Source organism: Duganella sp. CF517 (assembly GCF_900110275.1).
Taxonomy (GTDB): domain Bacteria; phylum Pseudomonadota; class Gammaproteobacteria; order Burkholderiales; family Burkholderiaceae_D; genus Rugamonas.
On record NZ_FODC01000003.1, the window covers coordinates 85,746 to 111,207 of the forward strand.

Here is a 25,462-nt window from a genome sequence, read left to right on the forward strand (position 1 = left end):
GATGCGCAATATGAATTTCCCTTTCACCGCCATCGTCGGCCAATCGACCTTGCGCACGGCGCTGATGTTGTGCGCGGTGGACCCGAGCATCGGCGGCGTTTTGATACGGGGCGACAAAGGTACCGCCAAGAGCACCGCCGCGCGCGCGCTGGCCGACGTCTTGCCGCGTATCGAGCGGGTGGCCGGATGCGCGTTCAACTGCGCCGCCGGCGCGGCGTGCGAGCATTGTGACGTTTGCGGCGTGTGCGGAGACCGGGTGCCGGAACTTTCCGCCGTGCCGTTCGTCACGCTGCCGTTGGGCGCGACCGAGGACCGGGTGCTGGGCAGCCTCGATATATCCCGTGCGCTGCAAGGCGGTCAAAAGGCGTTTCAACCTGGCTTGCTGGCGTCCGCCCATCGCGGCCTGCTGTACATCGACGAGGTCAATCTGCTGGCCGACCATCTGGTCGACGTGCTGCTGGACGTGGCGGCGATGGGTGTCAACAGCGTACAACGCGACGGGCTGTCGATCCGGCACGCGGCGCGTTTTACGCTGGTTGGCACGATGAACCTGGAAGAGGGCGATTTGCGTCCGCAATTGCTGGACCGTTTCGGCCTGATGGTCGAGGTGACGGCGCCACGCGAGAAGACGGAACGGTCGGAAGTGGTGCGGCGCCGGATCGCCTTCGAGGCCGATCCGGCCGGCTATGTCGGGCAGTGGCGCGACCAGCAGGACGCGCTGCAAGCCAGGTTGGCGACAGCCCAGGCTTTGCTGCCGGCGGTGGTTTTGGACGATGCCATGCTGGACCTGATCAGCCACCTGTGCTGCGAATTCGATGTTGCCAGTCTGCGCGCCGATATCGTCATGCACAAGACCGCGCGCGCGCTCGCCGCCTTGGAGGGCAGGGCGGTGGTGGATTTGCGGGACATACGCGGCGCGGCCGAGCTGGTGCTGCCGCACCGGCGCCGGCGCAAGCCTTTCGAGCAACCAGGCCTGGACCAGCAGCGCCTCGATGAGCTGATGCCGCCGGCGGCCAACGAGCCGCAGCCGCCGGAGCAAACGTCCGGCGAGCATGGCGACGATGCGGCGGAGGAAGCGCAGTCGGGCCAGGGCAACGATGAGCAGATCTTCGCCGCATCCGCCGGCGGCGCCGCCCCGCGCATTGCGGTGGAGTGCTCGGCAGACTTCGCGCCGACACAGGGACGCCGCAGCGCGGCGAACAACACGACGCGCGGACGCATGCTGCGCGCGGTGCCGAATGAACAGCCGACCAGCATCGCCATCGGCCCGACGTTGCGCAGCGCGGCGATGCGCGACCCCGCGAACATGCGCGTCTCCCGCGCCGACCTGCATCAGCAGGTCAAGGCCGGCACCAGCGGCAACCTGATCGTGTTCGTGGTCGACGCCTCCGGCTCGATGGCGGCGCAGCGCCGAATGGAGGCGCTCAAGGGCGCGGTGCTGAATTTGCTCACCGACGCCTATCAGCAACGCGACGAGGTGGCGGTGGTCGCCTTCCGTGGCCAGGATGCCCAATTGCTGCTGGCGCCAACCCGCAGCGTCGACCTGGCCGAACGGAATTTGCGGGAGCTGCCGACCGGTGGGCGCACGCCGCTGCCACACGCGCTTCGGATGGCGCTGGAGATAGTAGGGAGCGCCCGCAAGGGCGCCCGAAGCGGCCCGCCGCTGCTGGTGCTGATGACCGACGGTAAAGCGAATGTGTCGCTGGCCGATGCCGGCGACGCCTGGCGCGAGTCGCTGGAGCTGGCGGAAATGCTGTCCGAGCGGCGCATTCCAGCGCTGGTGATCGACACCGAGAGCGGCTATACGCGTTTCGGCCGCGCCGCGCACCTGGCGGAGGCGCTGGAAGCGGAGTGCCTGACGCTGGAAGAACTGTCCGCCGATAACCTGGCGCTGACCGTGCGCGCCCGGCTGGCCGGCGCATAAAGAGATAACTTAGGAGTAGTTGCATGATCATTTGTATAGGTGCCGGGCCGGGCGACATTGGCTATCTGACGCAGCGCGGCGCGCAGCTGATACGCGAGGCGGATGTCGTCGCCGGTTTCGAGGCCGTGCTCAATGTCGTGCGCAGCCTGATACCGGAGGCCGCGAAGGTGGTCAGCATGGGATACCGCGACCAGGTGGAGCAGCTGGACAAGGTGGCGCTGGAACATCACGCCGGCAAGCGCTGCGTGGTCGTTTTCATGGGCGATATCCATTTCAGCGGCTTCCAGTACCTGGAGCGGGTCGAACGCGCCTGCGGCCACCCGGTCGAATCGCTGCCCGGCATATCGTCGGCACAGATACTCGCGTCGCGCGCCAAGGTCTGCTTCGACGAAACCACGTTCATCACCTTCCACCGCCGGGGCGACCTGGAACCGTTCAAGCGCCACCTTGTGCATGTGCTGCAGGATCAGCGCAACGCCATCGTCATTCCGTGTCCATGGGATGCCGCGCGCTCGTTCATGCCGTGGCATATCGCCGCCTACCTGATCGAACAGGGCATTCCGCCCTCGCATCCGACAGAGGTGTGGGAGAACCTGACACGGGGCGAGGCCGAGTGGCATGGCACGCTGGCCGAATGCGCCGGCCATCAATGCTCCGACATGAGCATTATGTTGATCCGCACGCTGGCTCCGATGGACAGCCAGATCGAAGCGGCGCCGCTGAAATGACGGCTAGCGAGAAATTCGGCATCGTCATAGCCGGCCATGGCAGCCGCGATCCGGACGCCGTGCGCGAGTTCGAGGCGCTGGTGGAACTGGTGCGCGAGCGCGCGCCACAGGATGCGGTCAGCCATGGCTACCTGGAATTCGCCAGCCCGACCATCGCCCAGGCGGTGGCGGACAATCTGGCGGCCGGCGCGCGGCAGGTGGCGGTGGTGCCCGGCGTTCTGCTGGCCGCGCGCCACGCCAAGAACGACATGCCGGCCGAGATGCAGGCGGTAGCGCGCGACCATCCGGAGATCGACTTCCACTTCGGCGCGCCGATGAGCCTTGATCCCAAGCTGCTGCAGCTGGCGCAGGAGCGCATTGTCGCCGCCGAAGCCACGTCGCCGCAAACGATCAGGCGCTCCGACACCTGCCTGGTGGTGGTGGGACGCGGCACGACCGACCCGGACGCCAATGGCGAAGTGGCCAAATTGGCACGCATGCTGGAGGAAGGGATGGGCTTCGGCACCGCCTTCGTGTGCTACTCCGGTACGGCGCAACCATTGGTCGCGGATGGGCTTCGCAGCGCCGCAAGGCTGGGCTATGCGCGCATCGTGGTGCTGCCGTTCTTCCTGTTCGACGGCGTTCTGGTGAAGCGGATCTATGCGGCGGCGGACGATTTGCGCGAGCGCGAACCGGGGTTGGAGGTGCTGAAGGCGGGCTACTTCGGCGTCCACCCCATCGTCGCCGACGTGATGATCGATCGTGCGCGCGAGGCGGTCGCCGGCCGCGCGGCGATGAACTGCTCGCTGTGCAAATACCGCGTACAGATCGTCGGCTTCGAGCAGCAGGTCGGCGAGCCGCAACGCGCGCACCATCTCGCTGTGCGCGGACTGCTGGCGAAGGCGGATGCGGCCAATGAAGAACCGGCCAGCGCGGGACCGGTCTACAAACCTTACGATCCGCACCCGATCGAGGCGGAGAGCTTCCGCATCATCGCGGCGGGCCGTGACTGGTCGGCTTTTCCATCGGATCGGCTGACGGTGCTGCAACGCCTTGTTCACACCAGCGGCGATTTCGACGCCGTCGACGACATCTATTTTTCGCCGGGCGCCGTCGATAGCGGCATCCGTGCGCTGTTGCGCTGCAAGCGTGTTCTGACCGACGTGACGATGGTGCAGACCGGCCTGAAACGCGCTTTGCTGGAGGAGCTGGGCATCGATACTTGGTGCGGCGTGCATGACCGCGAGACGCATCTGATGTCCGAACAATACGGCATCACGCGCTCGGCGGCCGGCATCCGGCGCGGCTGGGAAAAATTCGGCAACGACGTGGTGGTGGCGATCGGCGACGCGCCGACGGCGATCTTTGAAACGGTGCGGTTGATCCGCGACCACGGTTGGCGCCCGCAGCTTGTGATCGCGCTGCCGGTGGGTTTCGTGGGCACGCGCGAGAGCAAGGATGCGCTGCGGCGCTGCCTGCAGGTGCCTCGCATCACCAACAGCGGCACGCGCGGTGGTTCGCCGTGGGCGGCCAGCGTCGTCAACGGTTTGATGATCGATGGCTTGAACCAGCTTGCGGGCTATGGCGCTGTAGATGAAGCTGGCGATGACGCTGGAAACACCGCTGGCTGAACGCCAGCCGTTCGATCTGAGCGTGCCGGCCATGAATGGCCTGCGGCGCGGCCGCACAACGGGCAGCTGCGCCACGGCCGCCGTTAAATCGGCGCTGAAGCTGCTGCTGCACGGCGAACGTGACACGCAGATCGACATCAGCCTGCCCGATGGGCTGCATTTTTTGACGGTGCCGATACAGCGTGTCGATTGGCTGGACGGACAGGCGGTCAGGTCGGAGGTGCTGAAGGATGGCGGCGACGACCCGGATAACACGCATGGCGCCACCATCTTCGCCGAGGTGCGTCGCAACGCCGCCGGCGAGGTGCGGTTTTTTGCCGGACGTGGCGTCGGCATCGCCACCGCGCCAGGTTTGCGTGTGGCGGTCGGCGAGCCGGCCATCAACCCGGTGCCACGCCAGATGATGCGGCGTGCGGTACGGGAGGTGCTGGAAGACGCGATGGCCGAATCGGCCGATGCCGGGTTCGATCTGACCATCGGCTGCGAGGGCGGCGAGATCATCGCCAGGAAGACCTTTAATCCGAGGCTGGGCATCGTCGGCGGCATCTCGATTCTCGGTACCTCCGGCATCGTCGAACCGATGTCGCTGTCGACCTGGATAGCCTCGATCGAAGTGTATGTGCGGGTGGCGCTGGCGGGCGGCCAGCAATGCGTGGCCTACCTGCCGGGGAAGATAGGCAGGGAGTATGCGCGCGACGTGCTGCGGCTGCCGGAACAGCGCACCGTGCAGATCGCGAATTTTCTGGGCGATGCGCTCGACTTCACGCAAACGGTGCTGGCCGAGGATGAACGCACGCTGGATGTCCTGTGGCTGGCGGGCCATCCCGGCAAGCTGGCCAAGGTGCTGGACGGCGCCTGGGATACCCATTCCAGCAAGAGCAACATGGCCATGGGCGGCGTGGCGCGGGTGGCCGCGCAGTGGGGCTACCGCCCGCAAGTGGTGAACGATATTGAAACGGCAAATACAGTGGAAGCGGCAATGGAACGATTAAAGCAGGAACCCGGTGCGCCGGCATTTTGGCGCGAGATTGAGCGCCGCATCGGCGAACTGGCGCACGCGCGCGTGCCGTCGGTCAAACGGCTGGAGGTGCGTCTGTTCGACTTGGCCGGCAATCTGCTCGGGGAACGGGCATGAGCGGCGTCGGCACCTTGTGGGGCATCGGCGTCGGCCCCGGCCCGGCGGGCTATCTGCCGCTGGCTGCGCTGGAGGCCTTGCGCCAGGCGGACCTGGTGTATGCGCCGCGTGCGCGGGGCGCGGCCGACTCGGTGGCGCTGCAATGCCTGGCCGGCACCGGATTCGAGCCGGACGCCGGCAAGCTGCGCGAAATCGAATTTAACATGGACCCGGACCGCGCGGTGCTCACCGAGCATTACGCGCAACTGGCGGACATGATCGCCGCCGAACTGCGCGCCGGCCGCAATGTCGCCTACCTGACCATCGGCGACACGTTGACCTATTCGACCTACGGCTATGTGCTGGCGGCGCTGCGCGAGCGTATTCCCGGGCTGCCGCACCGTACCTTTCCCGGCGTGACCAGTTACGCGGCGGCCGCCTCGGCGCTGTCATGGCCGCTGGGCGAGGGCAAGGAGCGCGTACTGATTTTGCCGTGTCCCGAAACGCCGGAGGAGCTGCGGCGCGACATCGAGAGCCACGATATCGTCGTGCTGATGAAAGTGGGCGCCCGTTTGGGCTGGGTGCTCGACCTGCTGCGCGAGATGGACATCGCCAGGTATTGCGCGTTCGCGCGCCGTATCGGACTGCCGGGCGAGCTGCTCGCTTCCGGCGTCGGCGATCTGGTCGCCGACGAGGCGATGGGTTATCTGGCCACTTTGCTGGTTCGTCGGTCACCGCGAAAGGAACGTTGAAATGAAAGTATATTTTGTAGGCGCCGGTCCCGGCGCGGCCGACCTGATCACCCTGCGCGGCGCGCGTCTGCTGGGCAGCGTCAGCATGGTGCTGTACGCCGGCTCGCTGGTACCCACCGAAATGCTGAACCACTGCGTGCCGGGCACCGAATTGATCGACACCGCCGAACTGGATCTGGAGCAGCAGCAGGCCTGCTACGTCCGGGCGCAGGCGGCGGGCACCGATGTGGTGCGGCTCCATTCCGGCGATCCGGCGATTTACGGCGCCACGGCGGAACAGATGCGCCGCCTGGAGGCGCTGGGCATCGAGTACGAGATCGTGCCCGGCGTGTCTTCCTTCACGGCGGCCGCCGCCGCGATCCAGTCGGAACTGACCAAGCCGGAAGTGTCGCAGAGCGTGATACTGACGCGGGTCTCGGGCCGCGCCTCGGCGGTGCCTGAACTCGAATCGATCGCGCGCCTGGCGGAACATCGCGCCACCATGTGCATCTTCCTTTCCGGGCCGCACCTGAAGAAGATCGTGGCCGACCTGTCGCTGCACTACCCGCTGGATACGCCGGTCAGCCTGGTCTACCGCGCCAGCTGGCCGCAGGAGAAGATCTACCAGGGCACGCTGGGAACGGTGCTGCAAGACACCAAGCGCGGCGCGTGGAACCTGACCACGATGATGCTGATCGGCGCGGCGCTGGATAAAAATGTCGCCGCCGAATCGAGCCTGTATTCGAAGGACTTCACCCATCTGTTCCGCGTGGTGAAGAAGAAGGACGCGGCGTGACGCCGACACTTGGCATCTGGCTGGTGCGCGCGGAAGGCGAAGCGCTGGCGGCCGCGCTGCAACGGAGTCTGGGCGGGGAGGTGCACCGCCCATGGCTGTCGCCCGAGAGCGGCCAGAAGGCGCAATTCGCCGCCAGCTACCGGCGCCACGACCAATGGATCATGGTCGCGGCCAGCGGGATCGCGGTGCGGTTTCTCGACGGTCTGCCGGCGGACAAGCACACCGACCCCGCCGTCGTCGTGCTGGACGAAGCGGGTCGTTTCGCCATCGCGCTGCTGGCTGGCCACGAGGGCGGCGCCAACGCATTGGCCTATCGTGCCGCCCGGGTGGTTGGCGCGGTGCCGGTGGTGACAACGGCCACCGAGGCGCTCAAGCCGCTGACGGTGGGCATAGGCTGCCGCAAGGGCGTCGCGCCGGAACGCATCGAGGCGGCGGTGTCGCAGGCGTTGCGAGCCGGCGGCGACTACGGCATCGGCGACGTGCGGGAAATGGCGACCGTCGACCTGAAGGCCGGGGAACCGGGCCTGCTCGAATTCTGCGCCCGGCACGATCTGCCGCTGCGCGTGTTCGCGCGGGCGGATCTGGCCGCGCGGCCCTGGGTCGGCAAGCCGTCCGACTGGGTGCGGCAAAACGTGGGACTGGACGGCGTGTGCGAGCCGTGCGCCCTGGTGGCGAGTGCGCGCGGCGCGCTGCTGGTGCCGAAAACAAGCCTGGACGGCGTCGCCGTCGCAGTGGTAATGGATAAATGGATGGAAATCTGATGAGTGGTGTTTTGAATTTGGTGTCGGTGGGGCCGGGCTTCGGCGATTTGATCGTCCCGCGCGCGATTGCGGCCTTGCGCGACAGCGATGTCATCGTGGCTTATGAATTGTATCTGCGCTGGATCGCGCCCCATATCGAAGGCAAGGAAATCCACACGCCGCCGTTGACGCAGGAGCGCGAACGCGCGATGCTGGCGATCGAGCAGGCGCGCGCCGGCGCCAGGGTCGCGCTGATCTCCAGCGGCGACATCGGCATCTATGCGATGGCCGCGCTGGCATTCGAGGAAATGCGCGAGGACGATACCTATGAAGTGAATGTGGTCCCGGGCATCACCTCCGCCAATGCCTGCGCGTCCTTGCTGGGCTCTCCGCTGTCCCACGATTTCGCTACGCTCAGCCTCTCCGACCTGCTGTGCCCCTGGGAGTGGATCGAGCACCGCGCCCGACATATCGCGCAGGCGGATCTGGCCTGTGTGATGTACAACGTGCAAAGCGCCAGCCGGCAGGAGGGCGTCTACCGCGTGCTGCAGTTGATGCTGGAAGCGAAAGCCCCGCACACGCTGTGCGGCGTGGTCAAGAATGCATACCGTCCCGGCCAGGAAGTGGCGATTTACCGGCTCGACGAGCTACCGTCGCTGAAGTTCGACATGCTGACCACCATCGTGGTCGGCAACCGCTTCACGATGCGCAAGCGTGGCAGCATCTTCACGCCGCGTGGCTATAACGACTGGGCGCAGCCGGAGGCCAAGGACACGGCGCAGGAAGCCGAGCTGCCGGACAACGCCCTGTGGGTATTCTCCGGCACCAGCGACGGCAACGCACTGGCCGCGCAGTTGGCGCAAGGGCAGGGCAGGAACGTGGTGGTATCGGCGGCCAGCGACCATGGCGGCGACTTGGCGCGCCAGGATTGTCCCGGCGTCAGCGTGTGGTCGGGCCGGCAGGGCATGGAAGCGCGCCGCCGCGTACTGACGCAAAAAAACGCCCGCGTGCTGCTCGATGCGACCCATCCCTATGCCTGCGGCATGTCGGAACAGCTGATTGGCTTGTCGAAGGAACTGGGCATCCCTTATCTGCGCTATGAACGCCCGGGCGAGTACCAGCCGCAGGACGGCGAGTTGTGCGCCTCGATGGAACAGGCGGCCGAGCGTGCCGCCGCCCTCGGATCGCGGATTTTCCTGGCGACGGGATCGAAGGATCTGGCGACGTTCATGCGCACGCCAGGCGCCGCCGGCAAGCAGTGGTTCGTGCGCCAAACCGCCGAGCCGGAACTGATCGAACGCGCGCTGGCCCTCGGGATTCCGCGCGAACGCATTTGCGCGATGCAGGGACCGTTTTCCGCCGAGTTCAATACGGCGCTGTGGCGCGACTGGGGCATCGATTGCGTGGTGACCAAGGATTCCGGCGGCGCGGGCGGCTACCAGGCCAAGGTGGCGGCGGCGAGCGCGCTGGGGATTCGTTTGCTGGTGGTGGCGCGTCCGCGTATCGCGTACCCGGCGCTGGTGGCCGATGCCGCGGACGCGATCAGGGAATGCGCGGCGTTATGAAGCAGCTGATCCCCGTGACCATCGTCACCGGCTTCCTTGGCGCCGGCAAGACGACTTTGTTGCGCGGCCTGGTCGAGCGGCGGCAGACGCGCCGTCTTGCCTTGCTGATCAACGAGTTCGGCGAGATTTCGGTGGACGGCGCGCTGGTGCGCGACGGCGTTGGCGACGACCCCCAAGTATGCATCCAGGATTTTCCCCACGGCCTGATCGCGTATGGCGACGATGTGCTGTTCGTGCCGGCCATGCGGGCGATCGCCGAGCGGCGCGCGCAGATCGACCACGTGCTGATCGAGACCTCCGGCCTGGCGTTGCCGACGGCGGTGATGGAGCTGCTGCAAAGCGCGGCGCTGGCCGGCGATTTCATCCTCGACGCGACGCTGGCGGTGGTGGATACGCCGTTGCTGCTGTCCGACCGCTTCGAGCACGGACCGCGGGAAGGCGAGAGCGCCGCCGCCACCATGTTCGACCAGCAGCTGGAATATGCGGACGTCGTTGTGCTGAACAAGATCGATGAGCTGGACGAGGCGGCGCTGCTGCTGGCCGAGACGCGCGTGCGCCGGCGCGCGCCCAAGGTGCGCTTTCTGGAGCTGGCGTACCGCGCGCAGCTCGATATCCGCCTGGCGTTGGGCCTGCGGCTGCACCAGCCCACCCGCACCGAACATACCCACGTCTTCACGCCGTTGGCGACGATGCCTGGAACGCAGGCGGCGCCGTTGGCCGGCCAGAATCGCCTGAACGGGCACGCCCATTCGGGGCTGGGCGCGCACAGCCACGGACTGGCCACCCACAAGCATTTCCACGAGCAGGACCCGGGCTGGCTGTCCTTCGTGCTGCGCAGCGACGCGCCGCAGGACGAGGAGCAGCTCAAATCCGCGCTGCTCGAGGCGGCGCGCGCCGAACCTATTCTGCGCAGCAAGGGCTATATCCGCCTGCGCGACACTGCCAACGCGGTGCTGGTGCAGGGCGTGCGCGCCCGTCTGACCTTGCAGGCCGATGCCGCCAGGGTTGCGGCGCCCCGTTCGCAGCTGGTCTTCATCGGCTATCACATCAACCGCGTCAAGGTCGCCGCGCTGCTGACCGAACGCACCGGCACCGCGTGGCGCTAACCGCCCACGATTCACATCCAATTTATCTACCTGAAGGAGTACCTATGAAATCCAAACCGACCCTGGCGCTGCTGGCGCTGACCTATGGAGGCGCCGCGCTGGCCCATCCCGGCCACTCTGAAGGCGCGATGGCCGGCCTGATGCACCCGCTGACGGGCATCGACCATATTCTGGCGATGCTGGCGGTCGGCCTGTGGGGCGCGCAGCTGGGCGGGCGCGCGCAGTGGCTGCTGCCGGCCAGCTTCGTGGCTTTGCTGGCCGCCGGCGGCGCCCTGGGCATGAGCGGCGCGTCGCTGCCGATGGTCGAAGCGGGCATCGTCACGTCGGTGCTGCTGCTTGGCCTGCTGATCGGCTTCGCCGTCAAGTTGAAAACCCTGCCGGCCGCGCTGATCGTCGGCGGCTTCGCCGTCTTCCACGGCTACGCGCACGGCACCGAGATGCCGGCCATGGGCAACGCCTGGTTGTATGGCATGGGCTTCGTTGCCGCCAGCGCCGCGCTGCATATCGCGGGGCTCGGACTTGGACGCGCCGTCCGCAGCCACAGTGGCTGGTTGCGCACCGGCGGCGGCTTTATCGCGCTGGCCGGCATCTGGCTCGGCATGGCCGCCTGAGTATTTGCGCGGTGGGCAAATAGCGTAAAATCTTAGCGATAAATATTTTTTACGTGCGCTGCATCCAAACGCGGTGGCCATGGGTAGTGTGTGGGTGCGCTCCTCGTCATGAAGGCCGGGCGGCACGCCCACTCACTTTTAAAAGAAGAGACTAACCATGCCACTGCCATTCAGCAAACTGTTATTGGTTTCCGCCGTCGCCGCTTCGCTGTCCGCCTGCGGGTTCACCGAGGACATCGACAGGGACGACGACAAACCGCCGCAGGCCAGCGAAACCGGCGATGTATTTGTCTTGACCGTCAGCAATAAGCTGCTGTCGTTCGACCGCGCCACCCCGGCCGCCATCCGCACCACCGCGACCGTTACGGGCTTGCAGGCCGGCGAAAACCTGATCGGTATCGACTATCGTCCCGCCGACGGCCAACTGTATGGCGTCGGTAGCACCGGCCGGATTTATACGCTCAATGGCGTGACCGGCGCCGCCACGCTCAAGTCCACGTTGGCGGCCGACAGCGCGGACACCAGCGCGCCCTACACGGCGCTCGCGGGCACCGAATTCGGCATCGATTTCAATCCCGCGGCCGACCGCTTGCGCATCGTCGGCAACACCGGCCAAAGCTTGCGCGTGAATGTCGACACGGGCGCCACGACCACCGACGGATCGATCAATGGCGGCGCGGCCAACACCGCCATCAACGCCGCCGCCTACACCAACAGCTTCGCCGGCACGGCCGGCACCACACTGTTCGTTGTCGATGCCGTCAACGGCACGCTGTACACGCAGAACCCGCCCAACAACGGCACCCTGGCCGGCCCTGTGTCGCTGGGCGTCGCCGCCGCCAGCGTGGCAGGTTTCGACATCGATGCGCGCACCAACACCGGCTACGCCGTCATGACCGTCGGCGGGGCGCGCAACCTGTACACCATCAACCTGGGCGCGGCCTCCAATCCGGCCACATTGGTCGCCGCCATTGGCGCCAGCGAGGATTTGCGCGGCATCGCCGTCCGCACTCCCGCCGCGCCGGTCGTCTACGGCCTGACATCCGACGGCCGTATCGTCTCGTTCAAATCCTCCACGCCCAATACGCTGGATACCAACGTGGCGATCACCGGCCTGACCGGCGGCGAGCGGCTGCTGGGCTTCGATATTCGTCCCAAGGATGGTGTGCTGTATGGCTTGTCCTCGACCGGGCGCATCGTCACCATCAATGCTGGCACGGGGGCCGTCACCGCCAAGGCCACGCTGGCCGCCGACGCGGCCGACGGCTCGTCGCCGTTCTCGAACTTGATCGGCACCGGCTTCGCGGTCGACTTTAATCCGGTCGCCGACCGCCTGCGCGTGATCAGCGATTCCGGTCAAAACCTGCGCATCAACGTCGATACCGGCGCCACCACGACCGATGGTCCGATCAACAGCACCGGCGTGACGGCCGCGGCGTACACCAACAGCTACGCCGGCGCCACGGCGACCGTGCTTTACGATATCAATACCAGCGGCGGCAACCTGGTGACACAGAACCCGCCGAACGACGGCATTCTGGTCAACGTGGGATCGCTCGGCGCCAACGCGGTGGGCGACGTGGCAATGGACATCGCCGGCGGCGCCAATGGCCTGGCGCTGGCGGCCTTGCGCGGCTCGATCAACGGCGCGAGCGTGTTGTATCGGGTGGACTTGGGCACCGGCGCCGCAGTGCCGGTCAACGGCGCCGGGACGGTGGCCAATTCGGCGATCGGCAATGGCCAGGTGGGCTTGATCGATCTGGCGATCTCCCTGAAGTGACGCTACTCCCGGCCTGCGATGTATAGCAGCGTCTTGACGTCGTTTTCGCTCGCGATGGTCCTGCGCAGGATATCCTGCCGATAGATCGTCGCGGTCGGGTTGCTGCGGTAGTAGGTCATCAGCGCGATTTCTCCGGACGTCGGGTACGGCGGCGCGCCGGCCGCCATCCGCCCGAAGATCGAGGAGGTTCCGCCGTGCCCCCACGACCAGTGGATGCCGAAGGCGCTGGTGAGAAAGGCGTGGCCGATCTCGTGCGCCGCCGTCATCGCGAACATGGCGTCGGCGTCGCCCTCGTGATGGGGTTCGTAGTAGAGATTCCCGCGCAATAGCGGGTAGGGGTTGCTGGAGCGGCTACTTAATGGTCCCAGCAGCGGGCTGCCGGTATGCGCCAGGATCAGCGGCAGGCCGTCGGCCGCTGTTCGTGCCGTCACCGTGACGTCGTAGTCGGCGCCATTCAGGGTGATGGTCCGGCTCCAGTACTTGCCTAGTCCAAGGTCCGCCAGTCGGGTGTAGTGGGCGAAGCGGTCTGCCGCGACCCGTCTGGATTGCCCGAGAACCCGTGCCGCGAGCGATGGCATACGGTAATTCATCGCCACTTGAATCGAAATGCTGCGGTGTCGATCGTCGATCGAGGCGGTCGCGTAGCGGACCGCGTTGGCGCGGCCGCCAAGCAGCTGCGTGCAGTCGAAAGCCGTGACCGGATGGGGACGGAACATAGTGGTGCGGGGAGGCTGCGCCATCGACGGTAACGGGGAGTCTATCGGCATAACTCAGGGAGTAGACAAGGCAACAGCCCGAGGGCGGCGATGCCGCCTTCAGGCCGGTGGTGCATCATACTACGCCGCGGTGCGCGGCGCCGCAACCGATCAGCGAGCCGGTGGAGTCGACTCTGGCGTGGTGGTGGCCGGTGGAGTGGCGCCGTCTGCCGGGGCAGGGGTGCCAGCTGCCGGCGGCGTGGTCGCGTCGGGAGCCGGGGTCGGCGTCGCAGGCGTTGCGCTCGGAGCAGGGGCCGGGACGGTCGTGGCTTCTGGTGTAACTGGATCGGCTTCTTGCTTTTTGCAACCGGTGACGGCTGCGGCAGTCAGGATCAACGCAAAGGCGAACTTGGCGGGTACATTCAGTTGTTTCATGGTGACCTCCTTGGTGTAGTGTTGAAACGTATCTTATCTACACCTGAGGTTGCGCGGTATAGGCGTTCTTGCGGCCTGCTTGTAGGACTAGTCTTAAATCGTGTCGTAACACGAAAAGGCAGTTCACAGTGGAGCGCGCTGGTCGCGCCGACTCATGCTAGGCTTGAGGAAATCATTTTTTTTCGCCGCCCATGACCATTCCCACCAATCAAGCGGACAGTGCCGACACGTTTCTGGCCGCCGAGAGCGGCAGCGAGATGGCGCGCCTGATCGCTTCGCTGGACTGGTCGCGCACCCCGCTCGGTCCCATCGCCGATTGGCCGCACAGCCTGCGCACGACGGTGAGCTTGTGTCTCGCCTCTAACTTTCCCATCAATATCATCTGGGGGCCCGAGCATATCCAGCTCTACAACGACGGCTACCGGATCCTCTGCGGAGACAAGCACCCGTTTTCGCTCGGCATGGACTACCGCGAGTGCTGGAGGTCGGCATGGCCGGCGATCGGGCAACCCTTCGAGCGGGCGGTCGCGGGCGAAACGTCGTTCCTCGAGAATCAACGGATGTTTTTGCAGCGTAACGGCTATCTGGAAGAGACCTTCTTCACCTTTTCGCTCAGCCCGATTCGAGCGGACGGCCTGGTCTGCGGCCTGTTCCATCCGGTCACCGAAACCACGCGCACCATGCTCAGCGAGCGGCGCACGCGGGCGCTGCGGGATTTGACCTCGAGCCTGGCGGCCGCGGAATCGGCCGACGACGTGGCGCGCCTGACCATCGCCGCGCTGGCGCAGTTCGAGTTCGATATTCCCTTCGTGCTGCTGTACGCGTTCGACAAGGCGTTCGGCGGCTATGCGCTGACCGGGCGCCACGGCGTGGCGCCGGCAGGCGCGATCAGCCCTGCGCTGCTGTCGGCCGGCTCCGACTCCTGCTGGCAGGTCGACCGGCTGTCGCGCTCCCAGGCGGCGGTGGAGATCTCTGGCTTGCGCGCCGTGTTGGCCGCCGAGCGCTGCGGCCCGTACGACGAAGCGCCCGACTACGCGCTCGCCTGTCCGACGCGCCTGCAGCAGGACGGCCATCCGCGCATGCTGATGATGCTGGGCGCCAGCGCCAGGCTGCCTTGGGACGAGACGTACCAGGAATTCCAGCAGTTGCTACTCGCCGCCATCGATGCGGCGATGGACCGCATCGCCACGCAGGAGCAGGAAAAAGCCAGGATCGAGGCGCTGGCCGCCGCCGACCGCGCCAAGACGCTGTTTTTCTCGAACGTCAGCCACGAGTTCCGCACGCCGCTGACATTGATGCTGGGTCCTTTGAGCGACGCGCTGGCGGAACCGATGCGCGAAGGCCAGCGCGAACGGCTGCAGATCGCCGACCGCAACGCGCACCGCCTGCTACGGCTGGTCAATTCGCTGCTGGATTTCTCGCGCATCGAGGCCGGGCGCGCCCAGGCCACCTTCAGCGCCACCGACCTGACATCGTTGACCGCCGAACTGGCGAGCCACTTCCAGTCGGCCTGCGCGCAGGCCGGGCTGGAACTGGCCGTCGATTGCGCACCTCTGCCCGAGCCGGTGTACGTGGACCGGGCGATGTGGGAAAAGATCGTCCTTAACCTGCTGTCGAACGCCTTCAAGTTCACGCTGGAGGGCGGCATCAAGGTCGCGCTCAAGGTGCGTGGCGATGGCGTCGAGCTGAAGGTGGCCGACAGCGGCGTCGGTATTCCGCAGGCCGATGCGGCGCTGGTGTTCGACCGCTTCCATCGCGTCGAGGGACAGCGCGGCCGCTCGATGGAGGGCAGCGGCATCGGCCTGTCGCTGGTCAAGGAGATGGTCGCGCTGCACGGCGGCGCCGTGCGCGTGCGCAGTGCAGACGGCAAAGGTTCGGTCTTCAGCGTCCGGCTCAAATTCGGGACCGCGCACCTGCCGCCGGACCAGATCGTGGAGCAGCCCGCGCAGGCGGGGCGCTGGGCGGGCACCGCCAGCTATCTGGAGGAGGCGGTGGGGTGGCTCGATCGTAACGAGCCACCGTCCGGGCCGGCGCGGGACCCGGCGCCGGCCGGCGCCATCAGCGCGCGCATTCTGCTGGCCGACGACAACGCCGACATGCGCGCCTACATTCAGCGTATCCTGGAAAAGAACGGCCACACCGTCACCTTGGTCAGGAACGGCCGCGAGGCGCTTGAGGCGATCGCCGCCGGACCGCTGCCAGACCTGGTGCTGACCGACGTGATGATGCCCGACACCGACGGCTTCACCCTGCTCAAAACGCTGCGCGCCGACCAGGCCACGCGCGACATGGTGGTGATCCTGCTGTCGGCGCGCGCCGGTCCGGAGGCGCGGGTCGAGGGCCTGGCCGCCGGCGCCGACGACTACATGGTCAAGCCGTTCGATGCGCGCGAGCTGGTGGCGCGCATCGACGGCGCCATCAACCTGTCGCACCAGCGTCGCACTTCGGCCGCGCGCGAGGCCGCGCTGCAGGCGGAGATGAAGGCCGAGGAGCGCATGCGCGAACTGGCGGCCCGCCTGCAGTTCACCCTGGATGCGGCGCAAATCGGCGACTGGGATTTGAATCTGCTGGACGACACGTCCCAGCGTTCGCCGCGCCACGACCAGTGTTTTGGTTATGCCGAGCCGCTGGCCCATTGGGGCATGGCCGATTTCATCGCACACGTACATCCGGATGACCGCGCCCGCGCCAGGGCGGCGGTCGACGCGGCAATCGCCGCGCACACCGGCTGGGACATCGAATGCCGCGTGGTCTGGCCCGATGGCAGCATCCACTGGGTGGCGGTGCACGGCAGCCTGTACCACGTGGACAAGGTGCCGACGCGGGCGGTCGGCGTGATCCTCGACATCACCGCCCACAAACAGGCGGAGGACGAACTGCGCGAGGCGAGCCGGCGCAAGGACGAATTGCTGGCCATGCTGGCGCACGAGCTGCGCAATCCGCTGGCGCCGATCAGCGCCGCCGCCCAATTGATCGGCATGGCGAAGCTGTCGGACGAGCGTCTGCGCCACACCAGCGGCGTGATCGCCCGCCAGGTCAGCCACATGACGGCGCTGATCGACGATCTGCTCGACGTGTCGCGCGTGACGCGGGGACTGGTCGATATCGAGCGCACGCCGCAGGACGTGCGCAGCGTGGTGTTCCACGCGATCGAACAGGTACGCCCGCTGATCGAAGGCAAACGTCACCGGCTCATCACCGATCTGGCGCCGGATGTCGGATCGGTGATGGGCGACCAGAAACGGCTGGTGCAGATCGTCAGCAACCTGCTGAACAACTCGGCCAAGTACACGCCCGACGGCGGCCGCATCACCGTGCGCACCGAGCTGGTTGGGGACGAGGTCGAACTGGTGGTGGAGGATAACGGCGCCGGTATCGCCCCGGACTTGCAGTCGGCCGTGTTCGAGCTGTTTTCCCAGGCCGAGCGCACGCCGGACCGCACGCAAGGCGGGCTTGGTCTGGGCCTGGCGCTGGTGAAGAACCTGGTGGAGCTGCACGGCGGGACGGTGAGTTGTCACAGCGCCGGAGCCGGCATGGGGAGCCGCTTCACGGTCACGCTGCCGCGCACCAGCGCGCGCGCGGCGGCGGCCGCGCCGTTGCCTTTGCGGCCGGCGGCCGCGGGAGAGCGTGGCCTGAAGATCATGGTGGTCGACGACAATATCGACGCGGCGGAGATGTTGGCGATTATGCTCGACGCGGTCGGCCACCAGGTCGTCGCCGAACATAACGCGACCAACGCTTTACGGCGCGCGCACGACGGCGAGTCCTTCGACGTCGCCATTCTCGACATCGGCCTGCCCGATTTGGATGGCTATGAGCTGGCCAGGAGACTGCGCGCCGACAGCCGCAGCGCCGGTATGGTGCTGGTGGCGCTGACGGGATACGGGCAGGCGTCGGACCGGGACAAGGGAGTCGCGGCGGGGTTCGACCATTATCTGGTCAAGCCGGTGTCGCCGTCGACGTTGATCAACTTGATGAGCGAAATGATGTAGCGCGCGTCATCGCGCGCTGCGCTTGGCGATCCTGGCCGGTGGGCGCATGCGCGGGGCGGCGTCCGACTGGCGCCGTATCAGCGCGTAGTCCATCAATGCGTGCTCCGGCGCTTGCGGGGCGCCGCTGTGGCGCGCGCGCACCTGCTGCACCAGCGAGCGCAGCGCCGCTTCCGCCATGCCGGTGATCGGCTGGCGCACCGTGGTCAGCTCGGGCCAGATGGTCGTGGCCAGCGCGGTATCGTCGAAGCCGGCCACGGTCAGGTCGCCCGGCACGTCCAGGCCTAGGCGGTGGGCGATCGCCACCACGGCGGCGGCCATGTCGTCGTTGCTGGCGAAGATGGCGGTCGGACGCGGCTCCTGGGCCAGCAGGATCTCCGCCGCATCCAATCCGGAACGGTAGGTGAACATGCCGGGCACGATCAGCTCCGGCGCGCTTTGCGCATGATGTTCGGCGATGGCGGCCTTGAAGCCGGCCAGCCGGCGCGCGCTGGCGCTCTGGTTGGGATGGCCGGCGACGAAGCCGATGCGCTGGTGCCCCAGCGCGATCAGATGGCAAGCCATCGCATGGGCCGCCGCGTAGTCGTCGATGCTCACGCCGCTCACGCGCAGGTCCGGCTGGCCGCAGGCCACCGTCACGGTGGGCGTGCCGGCGTCGGTGACCAGGTCGATCAGCTGCCTGGAGTCGCACAGCGGCGGCGGCAGGATGAGGCCATCGACGCCATTGGCGATCAGGCGGCGCGCCTGTTCGACGCCGTGTTCGTCGGCCTCGCATTTTTCCACCACCAGCTGGACGTTGTTCGGGCCCGCCTGGTTGAGCAGGCCGACCAGGAATTCGCTCAGGTAGCCGGCGCTCGGGTTACTGTACAAGAAGCCGATGCGGATCGAGCGCGATCCGGCCAGGCGGCGTGCCGCCTGATTGGGCACGTAACTGAGGGCGGCGACGGCGTCGGCCACCCGGTTGCGGGTCTTCTCGCTCACTTTGGCGTCGCCGTTCATCACGCGCGACACCGTCATCGGGGACACGCCGGCCAGTTTGGCGACATCGGTCATCGTCGGTGCTTGCGCCGGCGGGTCCAGGGGGCCTTGCTCTCTACTTGTCATCTTCACTCCAGGGTCAGGTCCGCCAATGCTACACGAGCTGGGCTATAGATGCGATTTTAGCAAATGATGTCCCTGTTATCCCCGCCCCGGCGCGTAAGGGAAGTGAATCGCCTTGTAGTAGTCCAGCGGTTTAGGCGGCGGCGCCACGCCGGGCGGCAGCGGCAGGCCGTTCACCGATTGGAAGTAGGCGATGCAGGCGTCGCGCCACAACTCGGCGTTGGCGACCTGGCGCCGCAGGCGCTGGGCCACTTCCGCGTGGCGTCGGGCGTCGATCAGCGGCCGCAGCGCCATCCAGCGCGATTGCAGTTCGCGCGCGCCGCGCACGCCGGTGTCGTAGCGGTGTATCAGTTCGGCCCACAAGGTGCGTCCCGACGGCATCGCGTAGTCCCACGGCAGATGGTGGAACCACAGCAGCAATTGCGCCGGCGTGGTGCGCGGATCGGCATACTGGCGGGCGATCTCCGGCGCATACTGGGCCAGGGCGTTGGTGCCGCCGGCGGTCCGGTCGAAGCCGATGCCGTCGCGGGCGGCGCGGTGGTAGTAAACCGGATTCCAGTCGGCGCGTTCCAGGTTGTCGATCCATGGCGCCGGGCCGTGGTGGTGGGAGGTGCCCATCATGTGGTGCAGACCCAGTGGGGTCATGTAATCGACCACGGTTTCGCGCGACATCATCATGATGTCGACCACCGGCGCGGTGACGCGGGCGTCGGGACTAAAGGTCTGGGCGGCCCATTCGACGGCGATGTCGCGCGCCGACGCTTGCGGGTCCCACGCCAGGCGGCCGAACGCGTACCAGTTGGCCTGGTCGAAATGGTGGCCGGTCCAGTTGCGGTCCGTGCCGATGTTGGCCACGCCGGCCATGCCGGTCAGCGGCGGGCGCTGGGCCGGCGCCGCCGGCAGCGCCTTGCCCTCGATGACCTGCGCCACCGTCAGGCCTTGCGGCGCGCGCCGGGTGTCGGCGTGCAGCGTCTCTTCGAACATGGTGCCGAGGTAGGCCAGGTCGGTGGCGAAGCCGAGATACTCCTTGGTGATCTGGAACTCCATCATCAGCGGCGTCCTGGGCATGCCGCCGAACAGCGGGTGGAACGGCTCGCGCGGCTGGAAGTCGATGGCGCCGTTCTTCACCTGAACCATCACGTTGGGCGCGAATTTGCCGTCGAGCGGCGTGAATTCGTCGTAGGCCTGCTTGGCGCGGTCGGTGGCCTTGTCCTCCCCGTGTGCATAAACGAAGGCGCGCCACATGACGATGCCCTTGTGGGGCGCCACGGCGGCGGCCAGCATGTTGGCGCCGTCGACGTGCGTGCGGTGGTAGTCCTGCGGGCCCGGCTGGCCCTCCGAATTGGCCTTGACCAGGAAGCCGCCGAAGTCCGGGATCGCCCGGTAGATTTCATCGGCCTTCTTGCGCCACCATTCCTGGACCGCCGGCGACAGTGGATCGGCGGTGTCGGTTTGCTTCAGCTCCAGGGGCGTCGAGAAGCGCGCGGAGAGGTAAACCTTGATGCCGTACGGGCGCAGAATGTCGGCGACGGCGGCGGCCTTGGCGATGAAGGCGGCGGTCAGCACCTCGGGTTTGGAATTGACGTTGTTGAGCACCGCGCCATTGATGCCGAGGGAGGCGTTGGCGCGCGCATAGTCGGTATAGCGGCGGTCGGCGATGTCCGGCAGCGCCCACCAGTCCCAGATCGAAAATCCGGAGTAGCCGCGTTCCACGGTGCGGTCCAGATTGTCCCAGTGGTTCAACATCCGCAGTTGCAGCTTGGGCGCCGAACTGGCCTCCGGCGGCGCGCCGGTGGCGACCGCGCGCAGCCAGGCGAAGGAACCGTACAGCAGGCCGATGTCGCTGTTGGCGGCGATCAGCGTCACATTGTGGCCCTGCAGGCGCGTCTTGCGCAGCAGGTAGCCCTCCTGGCCCAGCGTCGCCAGCTCGCCGCGCAGCGCAAAGGAGGACGCGGCCAGTTCCGGCAGCGTCGCCGGCGTCGCCAGCACCAGCGAACCCTCGCGTATCGTCGCCGATGTCGCCGGCGCGCTTCCCAGCATGCCTCGCAGTCCCTTTTGCAGCTCGCTGAGCGCGGCCTGCGAGGTGGGGGAAGGCTGGCCCGCCAGGACCAGCGTGCGGGCCTGCGGTTGCAGTTCGGCCTGCGCCGCCCGTTCCAGGGGCTGGTAGCGCAGCCACAGGTCATAGCCGTCTTCGTCGGCGGCGCATGCCGGAATCGCGGCCGCTAACGACAGCAATGCCGTCGCCATCAGCTTGATGAATATGTTTGCCATCTTGTCTCCGTTTATATTTTTTAATCAGCGTGCGCGCGGGCTTTCGGGCGGGCCGAGATAGCTGTCGCGCTGGCCGCCGGTATCAACCACCAGTTTTTGCAGCACCAGGGCGGGATCGATCACCCAGAATTTCAAGGTATGCTTGCCCGCGCTGTCGATCATGTGCCGGGAAGTCATCACGGTGGCGCCATCGGAGACGGTGCGCTCCCAGGCTTTCTCGGAGCTGTCCGCGTGCAGGTTGACGATTTGCGGGGCCTCGTCGTCGAATGAAATCGCGTAGCGCAAACCGGGTCCCGGCTGGATCTTTTGGGTTGGCGCCAGCGTGGCGTGCACGGCGACTTTGCCTTTCGTGGCGAGGTGCATCTGATATTCAAGGCGCATGTGCGGCACGTCATCCGGTGGCGCATCGACCGGCAGCGTGGTCATGCCCGATAGCGTGCGGCCATGGTCGGGAATGCGCAGCCACTCGCGCTTCGCGGGCGCCACCGCGCGGGTGTAGTGCTCCGCCTCCATCGACACCACTCCGGCGGATTCGATAAAGTCGCCAGTGGCGGCCTTCGACATGCCGGTGGCCGGGCGCAGCGGCACGCCGACCGTGGTTTTGGCGCCGTTCGGGCCGGATATGGTCAAGGTCGCGTGGTCCACGCCGGCCGGAACGTCGGCCCAGCGAACATCGACGCCGACGCGTTGCTCGCGTTCCACACGGCCGGCGGGTTTATCGAGCACGATCCACGGGTCGCTGGCGCCGACCTTGTAATCGAATGGCTGCTGCCCGCGATTGAAGATTTCGATGTGGCGCGGCCGCGCCTCGAACGCGTCGAGGGCTGGCAGCGCCAGGGTGTCGCCGGCGGGGCCGGGCCATACGTTGGCGCTGCCTTCGACGGCTACCCCCATGTCGCCTTCTTTTGGAACCTGCACCTCGGTCACCGCCGGCATCACGTTGCGCGGCGGCTGGTTCCAGTAGGTGTAGCCCAGGTGGGTCTGCGACATCATGTGGTTCCACTTGCCGCCGCTGATGTCCTCGTGATAACGCCGCACCAGTTCCGCATCCTGCTGGAACAGCTGGCGCGTGCGCGCCGCCAGGTCGTTGGTGGAGCTGCGTCCCTGCATGCCATAAAGGCGGTTCATGCCGGCGCTGACATACAGCTCGTTGACCACGGCGCCGGCCTGCACCGGATACAGTACCAGCTGGAAGAAGGCGTCGCGTTTCGCTGCCGGCAGCGCGGCCGAAATGCGTTCGGCCCGCCCCGCGATGTCGCGATACTCGTCGACGATGCGCGCCGCTTCGCCATAGTTCACCAGGCTGTAGGTGGTCGGCTCCAGCTGCTCCGGCTTGCGGCGGCCGTTGTACTTGGCGTACCTGGCGACGATGTCGGCGATCTCGTCGGCATGCTCGGGGCCGAATTCACGCGTCGCCCACAGCTTCAGGTAGTCTGGAAGGCGCTGCGCCGGCCATGCGGCGGGGTTCCACGCGTAGGTCAGGAAGAATTCGATAGGCACTTCCATCGGTTTGAGGTCGCCGACGTTGACGATCCACATGCGGTTGGCCTGGTACTGCCACGCCAGATGCATCTGTTCCCATATCTTGGGGAGCGGCGTGACGTTGATCCACTTGTACGAGCGCGGACCGCCGACGTAGTCGAAGTGGTAGTAGACACCGGCGCCGCCGGCGCGCTTGCGCTCTTCCTGCGTTGGCAGGCGGCGGATATTGCCCCAGTTGTCGTCGCACCAGAGCAGCATGACATCGTCGGGCACGCGCATGCCTTTTTCGTAGTACTCCTGCACTTCCTTGTACAGCGCCCAGGTTTGCGGGACCTTGGTGACGTCCGGGTTGATTTGCCTGACGATGGCCTCGCGCTGGCGGCTGACGATGCGTTCCAGCAGCGCGACGTTGGATTCCTCCGACATCGGCTCGTCGCCGTCGCCGCGCATGCCGATGGTGATCATCTTCTCGTAGTCGCGCGTGTTGCGCAGGCCTTTGCTCCAGAAGTCATCGAGCACGCGCGCGTTCTTGTTGTAGTCCCACGGCCCCTTGCCCTGGCGTTTCCATTCCTGCTGCGCGCGCATCATCGGCTCGTGGTGGGACGTGCCCATGACGATGCCGTATTCGTCGGCCAGTTTGCCGTTCAATTTGTCGTCGTCGTAGAAGGCCGAATTCCACATCGCCGGCCACAGGTAGTTGGCGCGCAGGCGCAGCAGCAGTTCGAATACCTTGGTATAAAACTCGTGGTTGTACCCGCCGTAGCGTTGCTTCACCCAGCCGGTCAGCGCCGGCTGTTCGTCGTTGAGGAAGATGCCGCGGTACTGCACCACCGGGGCGTCGCTGACGGCGGCGGGGGCGGAGGCGTAGATGCTGGCGTGGCTTTGCGCCGGCACGTCGGCCCACCACTGCCACGGCGATACGCCGATCTGCTCGGAGATCTCGTAGATGCCGTAGATGGCGCCGCGTTTGTCGCTGCCGGCGATGACCAGGGCGCGCTCGACGCCGGGCAGCGGGTTGCGCAGCGTTTGCACCTGCCACCCTTCCCATTTGCCTTTGATGGCGGTGACGTTTAGCTTGCCGGCGCTAATCAGCTGGTCGATCAACGGACTTTTTCCGATGGTGCCGATGATGATGACGTCGGCGCCGGTGGGTTTGCCGGTTTGCTCCAGGGACGGGCGGGCGGTGCTGACCCGGGCGATGTCTTCTTGCAGGTCGCGCGCGGCGCGCAGCACGCCGGGGTGGTCGGTTTTGTCGACGTAGATGGTGGCCGCGCGGCCGGCGTTGGCGACCGTAACGGCGTCGGGAGCTGGCGTGTCGAAGGTGGTCAGGCGCTTTTGCCCCAGCGCGTGGACGGGGAGGGCGCAGGTCAACAGCGCCAGGAGGGCCGCGCCTGCGAGGTAGAGTTGTCTCATTTTTTAATGGTTATCCATTTTTTTTGTTTATGGGTAGTGCGGGGCCGTTATTTGGCGGGCATGCATGTTTTGCGTAGCAGCTCCAGCGGGACGGCGTCGGCCAGCGCGCGGTAGCCCGCCAGCGAAGGATGCAGGTGGTCGCCCGAGTCCAGTGGTTTGCTGATCCTTTTCGGGTCGGCGGGATCGCGCAGGGCCGCGTCGAAGTCGACCACGGCGTCGAATACGCCGGATTTGCGTATCCAGTCGTTCATCTCCTGGCGGTCGGCTTCGTTTTCCGGCTCCGGATGGTAGTAGTCACTGCCGAAGTATGGCGTGATGGTTGCGCCGATCGTACAGATGCCGCAGGCCTTCGCACGTGCGGCCAGCTGTCGATGCGCGAGGCGCAGATCGGCAAGCAGTTTTTTGCGGTCGGCCGGCAGGTCCGGCGTGTTGCGGTGCTGGCCGCCGAGGTCATTGACGCCGATGAACACCAGCGCGTGCGTGACGCCGGCGCGCGACAGCACGTCGCGGTCAAAGCGGGAGGCGAGATTCGGGCCCAGGCCGTCGCGCAGCACGCGGCCGCCGCCGATACCGGCGTTGACGACGCCCACTTGCTGGCCATCCTGGCGCAGCCGCGCCGCCAACAAGTCCGTCCAACGGTTATTGCCGTCGGTGGTGACGCCATAGCCGTCGGTGATCGAATCGCCGACGGCGACAAGGGCGCCGGCACCGCGCGCGGCCTGCACATCGACGTCGCTCACCAGGAACCAGCGTCCGATGGTGCCGGCTCCGGCCCAGTCGGCGTCCATGATGCGGTTGCCCTTGGTGAAAAAGCTGGTGGCGCGGGAACCGGAATGGCTGGTCTGGCGTGGCGGCGCCTCCTTGAAGTAGAGCGATATTGAGAGGTCGCTGGCCGGCTTAACCTCCAGCGCCACCGGGTCGCTGTAATATTCGGCGCCGGCCGGTATCATCACCGAGGGGTTGCCGTCGAAGGTGAGCGTGCGCGCGGTGGCGCCGTCGATCCGCGCTTTGCCCGGCGCCGGCGCAAGGGCGACACTGGCTCCTTCCACAGTCAAAGGCGCGGTGCCGTGGACGTTACTAAGTCGCACCCGCAGGCTGCTTCCGCCGAGTGACAGGCGTACCGTCTGGCGTAAGCTGCCGTCGCGCCAGTTCTCGGCGGCCAGCTCGTTGGCCGCGTCGGGAATCTGCTGCGCCGCGCCCCACGAGGCGACCCAGCGGCTATCCGGCGTCGGACCGTCAACGCCGGCTGCAGGTCCGTTCAGCGATGCGCAGGCCGTCAGCGCCAGAGCGGGTACGATCGCCGCCAGGGCGGTGACGAACAGTCCGCCTAAGCGGACGTATGACGCGTGTTGACTTGGTCGCATAAATCCT

17 protein-coding genes are annotated in these 25,462 nt (G+C 66.7%); 12 read left to right on the top strand and 5 right to left on the bottom strand.

What is annotated here, in order from left to right:
• The first annotated feature begins 1 nt into the window (after position 1).
• The 11 genes from BMX85_RS12205 to BMX85_RS12255 all read left to right on the top strand — a co-directional run bounded on the left by BMX85_RS12205 (position 2) and on the right by BMX85_RS12255 (position 12,705).
• Entirely contained in the window at positions 2–1,924 is a 1,923-nt protein-coding gene (locus tag BMX85_RS12205) for a putative cobaltochelatase (protein WP_090317959.1), read from the top strand.
• 23 nt (positions 1,925–1,947) lie between these two features.
• A complete protein-coding gene (locus BMX85_RS12210; RefSeq protein ID WP_090317962.1) occupies positions 1,948–2,652 on the top strand; it encodes a cobalt-precorrin-7 (C(5))-methyltransferase in 705 nt (234 codons plus the stop codon).
• A complete protein-coding gene (locus BMX85_RS12215; RefSeq protein ID WP_090317965.1) occupies positions 2,649–4,262 on the top strand; it encodes a precorrin-8X methylmutase in 1,614 nt (537 codons plus the stop codon). The genes BMX85_RS12210 and BMX85_RS12215 overlap by 4 nt, the downstream gene beginning before the upstream one ends.
• Entirely contained in the window at positions 4,225–5,397 is a 1,173-nt protein-coding gene (gene cbiD / locus BMX85_RS12220; RefSeq protein WP_229210423.1) for a cobalt-precorrin-5B (C(1))-methyltransferase CbiD, read from the top strand. Before BMX85_RS12215 ends, cbiD begins: the two co-directional genes overlap by 38 nt.
• Entirely contained in the window at positions 5,394–6,128 is a 735-nt protein-coding gene (gene cobI, locus BMX85_RS12225; protein ID WP_090317969.1) for a precorrin-2 C(20)-methyltransferase, read from the top strand. The genes cbiD and cobI overlap by 4 nt, the downstream gene beginning before the upstream one ends.
• A gap of 1 nt (position 6,129) precedes the next feature.
• Positions 6,130–6,903 (top strand): precorrin-4 C(11)-methyltransferase, encoded by a 774-nt coding sequence (cobM, locus tag BMX85_RS12230; protein WP_090317971.1) that lies wholly within the window; start codon positions 6,130–6,132, stop codon positions 6,901–6,903.
• Entirely contained in the window at positions 6,900–7,664 is a 765-nt protein-coding gene (locus tag BMX85_RS12235) for a cobalamin biosynthesis protein (RefSeq protein ID WP_090317974.1), read from the top strand. Before cobM ends, BMX85_RS12235 begins: the two co-directional genes overlap by 4 nt.
• On the top strand, positions 7,664–9,208 hold the full coding sequence (cobJ, locus tag BMX85_RS12240; RefSeq protein WP_090317977.1) for a precorrin-3B C(17)-methyltransferase: 1,545 nt from the start codon (positions 7,664–7,666) through the stop codon (positions 9,206–9,208). The genes BMX85_RS12235 and cobJ overlap by 1 nt, the downstream gene beginning before the upstream one ends.
• Complete coding sequence (locus BMX85_RS12245; RefSeq protein WP_090317980.1) at positions 9,205–10,314, top strand: CobW family GTP-binding protein; 1,110 nt, start codon at positions 9,205–9,207, stop codon at positions 10,312–10,314. Before cobJ ends, BMX85_RS12245 begins: the two co-directional genes overlap by 4 nt.
• Before the next feature lie 44 nt (positions 10,315–10,358).
• Entirely contained in the window at positions 10,359–10,925 is a 567-nt protein-coding gene (locus BMX85_RS12250; protein WP_090317983.1) for a HupE/UreJ family protein, read from the top strand.
• 157 nt (positions 10,926–11,082) lie between these two features.
• Positions 11,083–12,705 carry a DUF4394 domain-containing protein gene (locus BMX85_RS12255; protein WP_090317986.1) on the top strand — a complete coding sequence of 541 codons (1,623 nt, stop codon included), beginning with the start codon at positions 11,083–11,085 and terminating at the stop codon, positions 12,703–12,705.
• 2 nt (positions 12,706–12,707) lie between these two features.
• On the opposite strand, the gene BMX85_RS12260 is transcribed toward BMX85_RS12255, so the two are convergent.
• Positions 12,708–13,421, bottom strand: coding sequence for a hypothetical protein (locus tag BMX85_RS12260; RefSeq protein WP_090317989.1), 714 nt, complete (start codon positions 13,419–13,421; stop codon positions 12,708–12,710).
• Between the two features lie 605 nt (positions 13,422–14,026).
• Between BMX85_RS12260 and BMX85_RS12265 the strand changes: the two genes are divergently transcribed.
• Complete coding sequence (locus BMX85_RS12265) at positions 14,027–17,827, top strand: ATP-binding protein (protein WP_090317992.1); 3,801 nt, start codon at positions 14,027–14,029, stop codon at positions 17,825–17,827.
• A gap of 6 nt (positions 17,828–17,833) precedes the next feature.
• Here BMX85_RS12265 and BMX85_RS12270 read toward each other — a convergent pair whose 3' ends face one another.
• From BMX85_RS12270 to BMX85_RS12285, 4 genes are all read right to left on the bottom strand, one after another.
• Positions 17,834–18,928, bottom strand: a complete 1,095-nt coding sequence (locus BMX85_RS12270; protein WP_090317995.1) for a LacI family DNA-binding transcriptional regulator — start codon at positions 18,926–18,928, stop codon at positions 17,834–17,836.
• 75 nt (positions 18,929–19,003) lie between these two features.
• Positions 19,004–21,196 (bottom strand): alpha-glucuronidase family glycosyl hydrolase, encoded by a 2,193-nt coding sequence (locus BMX85_RS12275; protein WP_090317998.1) that lies wholly within the window; start codon positions 21,194–21,196, stop codon positions 19,004–19,006.
• Between the two features lie 24 nt (positions 21,197–21,220).
• On the bottom strand, positions 21,221–24,091 hold the full coding sequence (locus tag BMX85_RS12280) for a glycosyl hydrolase 115 family protein (RefSeq protein WP_090318002.1): 2,871 nt from the start codon (positions 24,089–24,091) through the stop codon (positions 21,221–21,223).
• Between the two features lie 47 nt (positions 24,092–24,138).
• Positions 24,139–25,455, bottom strand: coding sequence for an SGNH/GDSL hydrolase family protein (locus BMX85_RS12285; protein ID WP_090318005.1), 1,317 nt, complete (start codon positions 25,453–25,455; stop codon positions 24,139–24,141).
• Positions 25,456–25,462 lie beyond the last annotated feature (7 nt).